Annotated in this window: 10 protein-coding genes; 8 read left to right on the forward strand and 2 right to left on the reverse strand. The window is 66.9% G+C overall.

The features are described from left to right. Positions 1–21 precede the first annotated feature (21 nt). The 4 genes from PVW46_RS27260 to PVW46_RS27275 all read left to right on the forward strand — a co-directional run bounded on the left by PVW46_RS27260 (position 22) and on the right by PVW46_RS27275 (position 2,399). Positions 22–243 (forward strand): F0F1 ATP synthase subunit C, encoded by a 222-nt coding sequence (locus PVW46_RS27260; RefSeq protein WP_043140840.1) that lies wholly within the window; start codon positions 22–24, stop codon positions 241–243. A gap of 85 nt (positions 244–328) precedes the next feature. After that, positions 329–880, forward strand: coding sequence for a F0F1 ATP synthase subunit B' (locus tag PVW46_RS27265; RefSeq protein WP_069209538.1), 552 nt, complete (start codon positions 329–331; stop codon positions 878–880). A 4-nt stretch (positions 881–884) separates the two neighbouring features. After that, the gene (locus PVW46_RS27270) at positions 885–1,445 is read left to right on the forward strand and encodes a F0F1 ATP synthase subunit B (RefSeq protein ID WP_069209537.1); all 561 of its coding nucleotides are present in this window, start codon (positions 885–887) and stop codon (positions 1,443–1,445) included. A gap of 144 nt (positions 1,446–1,589) precedes the next feature. Continuing rightward, the gene (locus PVW46_RS27275; RefSeq protein WP_043140847.1) at positions 1,590–2,399 is read left to right on the forward strand and encodes a division plane positioning ATPase MipZ; all 810 of its coding nucleotides are present in this window, start codon (positions 1,590–1,592) and stop codon (positions 2,397–2,399) included. A 161-nt stretch (positions 2,400–2,560) separates the two neighbouring features. Here PVW46_RS27275 and PVW46_RS27280 read toward each other — a convergent pair whose 3' ends face one another. Further along, entirely contained in the window at positions 2,561–3,772 is a 1,212-nt protein-coding gene (locus PVW46_RS27280) for a TsoY family (seleno)protein (protein WP_069209536.1), read from the reverse strand. A 679-nt stretch (positions 3,773–4,451) separates the two neighbouring features. Between PVW46_RS27280 and smc the strand changes: the two genes are divergently transcribed. Next, on the forward strand, positions 4,452–7,907 hold the full coding sequence (gene smc, locus PVW46_RS27285) for a chromosome segregation protein SMC (protein ID WP_069209534.1): 3,456 nt from the start codon (positions 4,452–4,454) through the stop codon (positions 7,905–7,907). 109 nt (positions 7,908–8,016) lie between these two features. Continuing rightward, complete coding sequence (locus PVW46_RS27290) at positions 8,017–8,859, forward strand: DMT family transporter (RefSeq protein WP_069209533.1); 843 nt, start codon at positions 8,017–8,019, stop codon at positions 8,857–8,859. A gap of 9 nt (positions 8,860–8,868) precedes the next feature. On the opposite strand, the gene PVW46_RS27295 is transcribed toward PVW46_RS27290, so the two are convergent. After that, the gene (locus tag PVW46_RS27295; RefSeq protein ID WP_069209532.1) at positions 8,869–9,309 is read right to left on the reverse strand and encodes an NUDIX domain-containing protein; all 441 of its coding nucleotides are present in this window, start codon (positions 9,307–9,309) and stop codon (positions 8,869–8,871) included. Positions 9,310–9,364: 55 nt separating this feature from the next. Between PVW46_RS27295 and PVW46_RS27300 the strand changes: the two genes are divergently transcribed. Together PVW46_RS27300 and PVW46_RS27305 are read left to right on the forward strand one after the other, a co-directional pair. Next, the gene (locus tag PVW46_RS27300) at positions 9,365–10,120 is read left to right on the forward strand and encodes an alpha/beta fold hydrolase (RefSeq protein WP_069209531.1); all 756 of its coding nucleotides are present in this window, start codon (positions 9,365–9,367) and stop codon (positions 10,118–10,120) included. Beyond that, positions 10,110–11,255 carry an alpha-D-ribose 1-methylphosphonate 5-triphosphate diphosphatase gene (locus tag PVW46_RS27305; RefSeq protein ID WP_069209530.1) on the forward strand — a complete coding sequence of 382 codons (1,146 nt, stop codon included), beginning with the start codon at positions 10,110–10,112 and terminating at the stop codon, positions 11,253–11,255. Before PVW46_RS27300 ends, PVW46_RS27305 begins: the two co-directional genes overlap by 11 nt. The last annotated feature ends 55 nt before the right edge of the window (positions 11,256–11,310 follow it).

Genomic DNA, 11,310 nt, shown 5'->3' on the forward strand with positions numbered 1-11,310 from the left:
CCAATCGTAAGGAGATACACAATGGAAGGTCTCAACTTCATCGGCGCCGGTCTCGCAGCAATCGGTTCGGGCGCAGCCGCCATCGGTGTGGGCAACGTTGCCGGCAACTTCCTGGCCGGCGCCCTGCGCAACCCCTCGGCAGCTGCTTCGCAGACCGCCACCCTCTTCATCGGCATCGCATTCGCGGAAGCACTGGGCATCTTCTCGTTCCTGGTTTCGCTGCTGCTGATGTTCGCCGTCTGATCCACGGAACTTAACGATCCTTACGCGCGGGCGGTCAGGCACGCCTGACCGCCCGATGTAGAGACAAGTTCCGACGGAGGACAAAATGGCGACCGAAACTCACGGAGCCGAAGCCGTCAGCACCTGCGTGGACTCGCACGGCTCTGCCGTCGGGATGCCGCAGCTATGCGGTGACTGGATCGGCAACCAGGTCTTCTGGCTGGTGATCACGCTGGTCGTGATCTACTTTGTGCTGGCCCGCATCGCCCTGCCGCGCATCGCGGCCGTTCTGGCGGAACGCCAGGGGACGATCACCAACGACATCGCCGCCGCCGAAGATCTCAAGCGCAAGGCCGAAGAGGCCGAAGCCGCTTATGACAAGGCGCTTGCCGATGCCCGGGCGGAGGCCCAGGTCATCGCGCAAAAGGCGCGTGACGACATCAAGGCCGACCTAGACGTCGCAATGGAAAAGGCCGACGCGGAAATCGCGGCCAAGGCTGCCGAGTCGGAGAAGGCCATCGCCGAGATCCGCGACAGCGCCCTTGCAAATGTCGAAGTCGTGGCCAAGGACACCGCAGGCGCCATCGTGGCCGCCCTGGGGGCATCCGCCGACGACGCCAAGATCGCCGCCGCGGTCGACGCGCAGCTGAAAGGGTAAGGTCATGAAGAAACTCATCCTTCCCGTGATCACAGCGCTGGCCGCGACCCCGGCTGCCGCCGCATCCGGCCCCTTCTTTTCGTTGGGCAACACCGATTTCGTGGTGCTGCTTGGCTTCATCGTCTTCATCGGCGTCCTGATCTACTTCAAGGTGCCGGGCCTGCTCATGGGCCTGCTGGACAAGCGCGCCGAGGGCATTCAGGACGAGCTGGACGAGGCACGCAAGCTGCGTGAAGAAGCTCAGTCGTTGCTGGCCAGCTACGAGCGCAAGCAGCGCGAAGTTCAGGGCCAGGCAGACCGCATCGTTGCCCATGCCAAGCAGGAGGCCGAACTGGCCGCCGAGCAGGCCAAGGCCGACATCCAGGCCTCGATCGCCCGTCGCCTGCAGGCCGCCGAAGGCCAGATCGCATCGGCCGAGGCCGCAGCGGTCAAGGAAGTGCGCGACCGTGCCGCTGCCGTGGCCGTGGCTGCCGCGCGCAACGTGGTGGCCGAGCAGATGACTGCCGACAGCGCGGGCAAACTGATCGACGACGCGATCGCAGACGTGAGCGCCAAGCTCCACTGACCGCGTCCCGAGGGACAGTGACGAGGCCCGGCCAAAGTGCCGGGCCTTGCGCGTTGCAGGCCCCGGGTGGGCCCAATCGCCGGAACAGGCAGCAAGACCGGACCGCGAGAGACATCGCGGCCGCACCAGGACAAGGGTTGAGGCGTGGCACATATCATCGTCGTGGGAAACGAAAAGGGTGGGGCGGGCAAGTCGACCATCGCGATGCATGTCGCGACGGCGCTTGCGCGCATGGATCATCGGGTCTGGACGCTGGACCTGGACCTGCGTCAGCAGAGCCTGGGGCGCTACCTTGCCAACCGCCGTGCCTGGCTGAAGAAAGAGGAACACGACCTGCCCGTGCCGGGGTACATGGCCTTGCCCGAGGCCGATCCCGCTGCCCTCGCGGCGGGTGAGCAGGCCGCCGACAACCGCCTCAGCCGCGCGGTCGCAGAGCTGGAGCCCAAGTCCGACTTCATCATCATCGACTGCCCCGGCGCCTACACCCGTTTGGCGCAGGTGGCGCATTCGCTGGCGGATACGCTGGTGACGCCCCTGAACGACAGTTTCGTCGATTTCGACCTTCTTGCCCGGATCGAGGGCGACGGCGAGACCATCGCCGGCCCGTCGGTCTATGCCGAGATGGTCTGGTCGGCGCGTCAGCTCCGGGCACAGGCCGGGCTGCAGCCGATGGACTGGATCGTGCTGCGCAACCGGATCGGTGCCCAGCAGATGATCAACAAGGCCAAGATGGAAAAGGCGGTCGCAACCCTGTCAAAGCGGATCGGCTTTCGCGTTGCGCCCGGCTTCTCGGAACGGGTTGTGTTCCGAGAGCTGTTCCCGCGCGGGTTGACCCTGTTGGATCTGCGAGACATTGGCGTGCGCAGCCTGAGCCTTTCGAACATCGCGGCCCGGCAAGAGGTGCGTGACCTCGTCAAATCGCTGAAACTCCCGAACGTCACGGTCAACTTCTAGACGCCCTGCGTTGGGCGCGATCCACAACGTCCCGTATTTCTTTGGGCACGAAATTCTTCGTGGGTCCGGGGGCAAAGCCGCGGCTGCCGCCTTGGCGGCAAGAAAAAAGACCGGACCCGAAGGTCCGGCCCATGAATCCGGCCAAGGATTTGGAGGAGATGTTACTCGGCCGGAACCGCTGCGGGGGTTGCCTTGGCAAAGTGCTGGCGGTTCAGGCGCAGCACCAGGGCGATGGCAACCACCTGCGACGCGATGGCCAGCCCGGTGACGCCCCAGTAGGCAAGGTCGAACTTGTCCACGACACCGGCTGCGACCAGACCCTTGTTGGCAAAGAAGTGGATCATCACTGCCAGGGCCACGAAGGGGCATACCAGGGCGTAGGAGCCCGGCGAGGTCTTGGACCCCATCACGAAGTCGCTGAAGTACCCCTGCGCCTTGAGCACCACTGCCCCGAGGCCAAGGAAGGCCAGCTGGATGCCCAGAAGGCGGGCAAGAAAGACCATCGTTTCGCCGGCGTTGCCATGCGCATCAAAGCTGGTGTGCAGCCCGTGTTCCTGGCGCAGGAACATGATTCCCAATACGGTGACGATCGGAACGATGATCATCAGGGTCGGGCCAGCTTCGCGCGCGGTGCCATGCTGCAACATCGAACCGAAGGCCGTGATGCTGGCAAACGCGGCGTAGAGAACCGCGATGGTGCCGAGGATGGTCGAGATCACCAGGGCGACACCGACGGTCGTGGCGCTTGTGCTCATGGCGGCGGGGGCGGCAAAGCCGACCGCGATCATCGACAGCGCGAAGGCCGGGGTGAGTTGCGCGAAGGAGTTATGCGCGGTCACGTCGAACAGCCCACCCTTGGCCAGCACGCGGCCCAGGAAATCGCCGATCAGACGGAAGGCGATCACGGCAATCAGGCCAAAGGCGATCATGGCCAAGGGGAACAGGTATTCCACCACGTTCCAGAGTTGGGGCACGAAGACGAGGCCGATGATGAAACCGACGTTCACCGACATGGCCAGCGCCAGCGGCATCGCAAGAAGTGTGGATTCGGCGTTGGAATTGCGCAGCTCTTCGTAGACCGGGCCCTTCTTGTAGGCGCTGTAGGACGCTAGGTTCCAGATCAGCGACTTGATGTTGAGAAAGGCAAAGCCGGCTATGCCCGCCATCGCGATCAAGATTGCGGCCTGCATGTAGGGGCCGCCTTTGGCCCAGGCGGCCATGATGTCTTCGAACACCGGGACGGGCTGGCCGGGGTGGGGCACCCAGAACATGAGGAACATGAAGAAACTGACCGCGATGCCGCCGGCGCCCAGCGAGGCGAGAAAGTAGATCGGGGAATAGCTGTCTGCGGGTCTTTGTGCTGCGTTGGCCATGAGGGCCTCCTGTGACATGCAGGTAAACATTCATCAGATGGAATGTAATATACATTCTAAAATGAGAATGTAAAGGGCGGCGTCGATTGCCCGCCATGCACGCCACACATGACGGGATTAACCACTTCGTAACCAGGTTCAGGCCAGAATTGGCCATGCGCGGTTATCCCTGTGTTCTTCTTCTGCTCGGCCTCGTCGGATGCGCATCGGCGGGGCCGGGTTTTTATAAAGCAGAGCAACACATGCGCTCGGTCGAAGGATCACGCTTTAGCCTTAGGTTCCGCGGCCCCCTGGTCGAGGCCACACGCACTTCTCCGGAATGGTTGCCCCGGTTCGAAGAGATCGCTCGCAAGGCCGGCATCGCGGCGCAGATCGAAACCGGATGTCGCGCAAAGTGGGTCGAGGGCGATCCGGCGATGATGTGGATCGGATTGTCCTGCGACGGCAAACCTGCCCCGAAAATGCCCCGACGGCCCCGCACCATCCAATGTGCCATTGATGAACCCGCCCCGCGAGCGACCCGGCGCGGTTTGGTCTTGGATTGCGGCGCAGGCCGGCGTTAGGTCGCAATATCTTGTGGAGAAGTGGCGCGAAGCCGCCATATGGGGCGTCCTTTCCTTGACTCGGCACCCCCCGAAAGCGCAGGCTGAGGTCCAATCCCGGAATCGGACATGGCCCATTGCGCTTTTCCAGACTCAGACTCACCGGCTTCAAGAGCTTCGTCGATCCGACGGACCTGATCATCAACGACGGGCTGACCGGCGTGGTCGGTCCCAACGGCTGTGGCAAGTCCAACCTTTTGGAGGCGCTGCGCTGGGTCATGGGCGAAACCCGGGCCAAGGCGATGCGTGGCGGCGGGATGGAGGACGTGATCTTTGCCGGCGCCTCGTCGCGGCCCGCCCGCAACTTTGCCGAGGTCAGCCTGCATATCGACAACGCCGACCGGCTGGCCCCGGCGGGGTTCAACGACCACGATCATCTGGAAATCGTGCGCCGCATCACTCGTGACGTCGGCAGCGCCTACAAGGTCAACTCCAAGGACACGCGGGCGCGCGACGTGCAGATGCTCTTCGCCGATGCCGCCACAGGCGCGCATTCGCCGGCACTGGTCCGGCAGGGGCAGATCAGCGAGTTGATCAACGCCAAGCCCAAGAACCGACGCAAGGTGCTGGAGGATGCCGCCGGGATCGGCGGGTTGTACCAGCGTCGGCACGAGGCCGAGCTGAAGCTGAAGAACACCGAAGCGAACCTGTTGCGGGTCGATGATGTGGTTGAGCAACTGGCTGGACAATTGGCCGCGCTGGCCAAACAGGCCCGGCAGGCGGCGCGCTATCGGGCCATCGGGACCGAACTGCGCCAGGCCGAGGGCATGTTGTTGTATCGCCGCTGGCGCGAGGCTGACGATGCCCGTGCCGCGGCAGAGGCCGCATTGCGCGAGACGGTGACACGGGCCGCGCAGGCGGAAACCGCGGCGCGTGCCGCCGAAAAGACCCGGGCCGAGCGCGAAGAAACCCTGCCGCCCCTCCGCGAGGAAGAAGCAATCGCGGCGGCCGTTCTGCAGCGATTGATTGTCCAGCGTGACACGCTGTCCGACCAGGAAAAGCAGGCGCTGGCCCGAATCGAGACCTTGCGCAACCGGATTGCCCAACTGGTCCGTGACATGGACCGCGAGGCGGGGCTGAACCGTGACGCCGGAGAGACCATCGAGCGGCTGGAATGGGAGGCCCGAGAGCTTGCCAAGGCCTCGGAAGGGCACGAGGACCGGCTGGCCGAGGCGCATGAAGCCGCACGCGAAGCCTCGGGCGTGTTGCAGGCCCGCGAGGCGGAGCTGGAACAGCAGACAGAGGATGTCGCCCGTCTGTCCGCGCGCCACCAATCCGCGCAACGCTACCTTGCCGATTGCCGCAAGACGGTCGAGCGGAACGAAAGCGAGGCCGCCCGGGCGCGCGCCACGGTCGACACCGCCAAGGAGGCACAGGCCCGGTCGCGCGAGGCGGCAGAGGCCGCGCAGGCCCGCCTGGCCGAGGCGCAGGAGGCGGCGGAGCAGGCCGAGGTGACCCTGACCGAGGCCGAGGCCGCCCGTGCCGATACGCAGGCCCGCGAAGCCGAGGCGCGTGGGGAACGCTCCGAGGCCGAGGGCCAGATGAATGCCCTGCGGGCCGAGGTGACGGCGCTGGCCCGCCTGCTGGACCGCGACACCGCCGAGGGTGGGCAGATCCTGGATCGGCTGCAGGTGGAACAGGGCTATGAAAAGGCACTGGGTGCGGCGCTGTCGGACGACCTGCGCGCCCCCGAGGTCGAGGGCGACGGGCCGACCGGCTGGGTCGTGTTGGCGGCCTACGACACCACGCAGCCGCTCCCCGAAGGCGCCTCGCCGCTGGCGGGCCATGTCTCTGTTCCCGACGTGCTGGAACGGCGTCTGAGCCAGATCGGCCTGGTGGACCCCGAGGATGGCCCGCGCCTGCAGGCCTTGCTGAAACCCGGTCAGCGTCTGGTGACGCTGGAGGGCGATCTCTGGCGCTGGGACGGCTATCGCGCCTGGGCCGAGGATCAGCCCTCGGCGGCGGCGCTGCGGCTGGAACAGCTTAACCGGCTGGAAGGGTTGAAACAGGAAATGGCCCGCGCATCGGCCCAGCTCGAAGGGACGCAGGCCGCGCATGAGGCGCTGGTGGCGCAGTTGAGCGCGCTGACCGAGGCCGACAAGGCGGCGCGCGCGGCACGGCGCGCGGCGGATCAGGCCGTGACAGAGGCCGCCCGGGCGCAAAGCCGCGCCGAGGCCGAACGCGACATGGCCGAGGGCAAGGTGGAAAGCGCGAGCCTGTCGGTCAAGCGCTACGAGGACGAGGCCGGCGCGGCACGCGGCCAGCTGAAAGAGGCCGAGCGCGCACTCGAAGGGTTGGACGATCTCGAAGAGGCGCGCGCGCAGGCCGAGGACATCAAGATGACGGTCGAGGCCGCGCGGATGACCATGATGGCCCGCCGCTCTGCCCATGACGAGTTGCGCCGTGACGGCGAGGCCCGCAAGGGGCGCGCCCAGCAGGTGACCAAGGATCTGTCGGGCTGGCGTCACCGTCTGGAAACCGCCGAGAAACGCGCCACCGAACTGGCCGAACGCAAGGCCGAGAGCGAAGCGGAACTGGCCCAGGCCGAGGAGGTCCCCGGCGAGTTGGAGGCGCAGCGCGACGACCTGACCGGCGCGATGGAAACGGCCGAAGACCGCAAGGCGGCGGCCAGCGATGCATTGTCGGCGGCTGAAAGCGCCCTGCGCGAGGCGATCACCGCCGAACGCGACGCCGAACGTCAGGCCGGTGAGGCGCGAGAGGCGCGCGCGCGGGCCGAGGCACGGGCCGAGGCCGCCCGCGAAACCGTCGAGGCCGCCGCAGAGCGCATCACCGACGAGTTGGAAACCACGCCGGCGACGCTCTTGGAGCAATTGGACGTGGACCCGGACCAGATGCCCGCCTCGGACAAGATCGAGGCCGAGGTGTCGCGCCTGAAACGCCAACGCGACGCCTTGGGTGCGGTCAACCTGCGTGCCGAGGAAGACGCCAAGGAAGTGCAGGAAGAGCATGACACGCTGGTGGCGGAAAAATCCGACCTCGAAGAGGCGGTCAAGACGCTGCGCTCGGGCATTGCCAGCCTCAACCGCGAAGGGCGTGAACGCCTGCTGACCGCTTTCGAGCAGGTAAACAGCAACTTCTCGATGCTGTTTACCCATCTTTTCGGCGGCGGCGAGGCCAGCCTGATGATGGTCGAAAGCGACGACCCGCTGGAGGCCGGGCTGGAGATCATGTGCCAGCCGCCGGGCAAGAAACTGTCCACCCTGTCGCTGATGTCTGGCGGTGAACAGACCCTGACCTGTCTGGCGCTTATCTTTGCGGTCTTCATGGCCAACCCCTCGCCGATCTGCGTGCTGGACGAGGTGGACGCTCCGCTGGACGATGCCAACGTGACCCGGTTCTGCGACATGCTGGACGAGATGTGCCGTCGCACGGACACGCGGTTCCTGATCATCACCCACCACGCGGTGACGATGGCGCGGATGGACCGGCTGTTCGGCGTGACCATGCAGGAGCAGGGCGTCAGCCAGCTTGTCTCGGTCGATCTCAAGCGCGCCGAGAGCCTGGTGGCCTGAGCCAGGCACACGGCGCCGTCACGTTCACGTCAAAGGGTTTTCGCCAACGGCCAATTGCGCCATGTAGGGCGGGCTGCTCCTTTGATCCGGTTCCCAGCGACGGTATCCCATGCGCCTGTTTCTTCTGATCGCCCTGACGATGGTGGCTTTTGCCGCGAACTCTGTCCTGAACCGGGCTGCCCTGGCCGCGGGCGGGATCGACGCGGTGAGTTTCGGCACCATCCGCCTGTGGTCCGGTGCGGCGATGCTGGTGCTGCTGGGGCTGGCGCTGCGCGGACGAATTGCGCTGGGCGGCGCCGGACGGGTGGCCGGGGTGCTTGGGCTGGTTCTCTACATCTATGGGTTCTCGGTGGCCTATGTGGCGCTGGACGCGGGCCTTGGGGCGCTGATCCTCTTCGGGACGGTCCAGGTGACCATGTTCGGCGGCAGCCTGATCGGCGGAGAGCGCCCTCCGGCCCTGCGCTGGGCCGGGGCGGCGCTGGCCTTTGGCGGGCTGGCATGGCTGCTCTGGCCGGGGGGCGGCGTTGCGCTCAGCCTGACGCACGGCGCGGCGATGGTCCTGGCCGGGTTGGGCTGGGGCATCTACTCGCTGGCGGGGCGGCGGGCCGAGGATCCGCTGCTGGCGACCGGGGCGAACTTCCTGCTGGCCGCGCCAATTGGCTTTCTGCTGGGGCTGGTTTTGCCGGTCAGCCCCGAGGCGACGTCATCAGAGCCCACGGGCATCCTGCTGGCGGTGATCTCGGGCGCAGTGACCTCGGGTCTGGGCTATGCGTTGTGGTATCATGTCCTGCCGCAGATCAAGGGCAGCGTCGCGGCGGTGGCACAGTTGAGCGTGCCAGTGATCGCGATGGCGGGCGGCATGATCTTTCTGGGCGAGGCACTGTCGTTGGATTTCGTCATCGCCGCGGCGGTGGTCCTGGGCGGTGTGGCCCTGTCGGTGCTGCGGAAATAGCCGCGTGGATCAACGCAGGATCGGTTCCAGCGGGTCATAGCCGGGCCCTTCGCCCCAGGCGACATCGGGCAGGCTGGAGGGTTTCAGGCGCAGGCGCGTCAGCTCGTCCCGCGCAAAAAAGCGCCGCTTGTGCACCACGCCCTCCGGGTCTTTCCAGTCGTCGGTCAGCGTGCCTGCGGTGATGCGGGCGCGAAAGAAGATCTCGACCTGGTGAAAACCGCGCTCGGGGTCGTGGAACTCGTTGACGAGGCAGGGGGCGCCGACCTCCACGCGCAGGCCGGTTTCCTCCAGCACTTCACGGGCGAGGTTTTCGGGCAGGCTCGAGTGCGGCTCGACCCCGCCGCCGGGGGCGCACCACAGGTCCGACAGGTTGCCGGGCCAGGCGTTGACCAGCAGCAGGCGGTTGTCCTGCAGGATCACGGCGCGGCAGGCGATGCGGGGGGCGGGCAACGGGGCACTCCTTTCATGACTTTTCTAGGCGCTGGCGGGACGCTATGCCAGCGTCATGAAATGGTTTCTCCTGTGTCTTGTCCTGCTTGCCCCTCTGCCTGCGCGGGCCGGGGATTGCGTCATCCTGCTGCACGGGCTGGCGCGGACCGAGTATTCGATGGCGCTGCTGGGCGCGGTGCTGGAATCGCGCGGGCATCGCGTCATCATCCCCGGCTACGATTCGACCCGCTACCGGGTCGAACACCTGGCCGAAGAGACCCTGCCGGAGGCGGTGAACCGTTGCGGACCCAAAACGGTGCATTTCGTCACCCATTCGATGGGCGGCATTCTTCTGCGGCACTGGCTGCGGGACCATCGCCCGCCCCGGTTGGGCCGGGTGGTGATGATGGGCCCGCCAAATGGCGGCAGCGAGATCGTGGATCTTGCCGGGGGCTGGGAGGTTTTCGAGTGGATGAACGGTCCGGCGGGCCAGCAGCTGGGCACCGGGCCGCAGGATCTGCCCGCGCGGCTGCCGCCGGTGGATTTCCCTTTGGGGGTGATTGCCGGGTCCCGGACCCTGAACGCGCTGACCAGCTCGGTGATCCCCGGTGTGGACGATGGCAAGGTTTCGATTGCGTCGACCCGTGTCGACGGCATGGCTGACCACATCGTTCTGCCGGTCACCCATACCTTCATGATGCAGGCGCCCGAGGTCATGGTGCAGGTGGTGCGGTTCCTGGAAGCGGGACATTTCCAGCCGGGCGCGGACTGGCGCCTGCTGCTGGACGAGGCGGACCTGGACTGCCTGCTGGGAGAGTGCAATGCCGATTGAACTGGACCTTCAGGGTGCGCGGGTGTTGCGGCCCGGTGGCTGGGATCACGGGCCCTTGTCGCTGGCGGGCGGGGTGATCGTCGACGGACCGGTGGGACGCGCCGTGGACCTGTCTGGCTATGACCTGCTGCCCGGGATTGTCGACGTGCATGGCGACGGGTTCGAGCGGCACATGGCGCCGCGCCGGGGCGCCCTGCGGGAACGCGACGCGGGCATGGTGGCCTGCGCCGCCGAGCTGGGGGCCTGCGGGATCACCACGGCCGTTCTGGCGCAGTTCTGGTCCTGGGAAGGCGGAATGCGCGGGCCGGAGTTCGCCGAAGAGGTCTTTGCCGCCGTGAGTGCCGTGGCGCACACGGTGCCGGTGGACCTGCGGCTGCAGATGCGGCTGGAGACGCATTTCACCGAAAGTTTCGAGGGGGCCGAGGCGGCGCTGGCACGCTGGGGGATCGGCTATGTCGTTTTCAACGACCACCTGCCGCATGCGCGGCTGGCCGAGGGCCGGCGCCCGCCGCGCCTGACCGGGCAGGCGCTGAAATCGGGCCGCAACCCGGAGGCGCACTTGGCACTGATGACGCGCCTGCATGAAGCCGGGGACGCGGTCCCGGGCGTCCTGGATGCGCTATGCGCGCGGCTGGCCGCACAAGGGATCCGCATGGGCAGCCATGACGACCGGACGGCGGCGGGTCGGGCCGCGTGGCGCGCGCGGGGCGTCACGGTGTCCGAGTTTCCCGAAACGCTGGAGGCGGCGCAGGCGGCACGGGACGCGGGGGAGCCGGTGGTTCTTGGGGCGCCGAACGTGGTGCGCGGGGCCAGCCATGCGGGCAATGTCTCGGCGCTGGACCTGATCGGCGCGGGGCTTTGTGATGCTCTGGCCTCGGATTATCACTACCCGGCGCCTGCGCGGGCGGCCTGGCGTTGTGTCGAGCTGGGCCTGATGGACGAGGCGGCGGCCTGGGCGCTGGTCTCGGAGGGGCCGGCGCGGGTGCTGGGCCTCGCGGATCGGGGGCGACTGGATACCGGCCTGCGCGCGGACCTGGTGCTGATGGACCGAGAAACGCGGCGGATCGCGGCGGTCTTTGCGGGCGGCGATCTGGCCTGGATGAGCGGGCCGGTGGCGGCGCGCTTTATCAGTTAGCGGAGCGCTGGCGCGCACAGGGGGGATTGCGTTCAGGCCACGCAGGCCTTGAGGA

This window comes from Mameliella sp. AT18, from assembly GCF_028807275.1.
GTDB classification, from domain to species: Bacteria; Pseudomonadota; Alphaproteobacteria; order Rhodobacterales; family Rhodobacteraceae; genus Antarctobacter; species Antarctobacter albus.